The organism is Bradyrhizobium sp. Kon37, from assembly GCF_055807535.1.
In genome coordinates this window covers 1-231 of sequence record NZ_JBVVOY010000361.1, presented here as the reverse complement: position 1 = coordinate 231, position 231 = coordinate 1, and the positions used below count along the sequence as shown (strand labels likewise).

Below are 231 nucleotides of genomic sequence, written 5' to 3'. Positions count from 1 at the left end.
ATCACCGGCACTAACGAATGATCATTACACAAGCAGACCTGCGAGAATGGCGTATCGGAGCGGTGATGTATCGCTGGTTCCTGCGCCATTTCCCACGCGGCGGTAGTTATGCCGATATTCATCATGCACTGATTGAGGAAGGATATACGGACTGGGCGGAGAGTCTGGTTGAGTATGCGTGGAAAAAATGGCTGGCGGATGAAAACTTCCTGATGCGCGAAGTTTTCATCC

Annotated in this window: 1 protein-coding gene; it reads left to right on the top strand. The window is 51.1% G+C overall.

Translation table 11 applies throughout. The annotated features are described in order from the left end of the window. Window positions 1-17: 17 nt before the first annotated feature. Window positions 18-231, top strand: a 214-nt coding sequence (locus tag AC0L3J_RS38485; RefSeq protein WP_473350634.1) for a hypothetical protein, incomplete at its 3' end; no start/stop codon positions are given.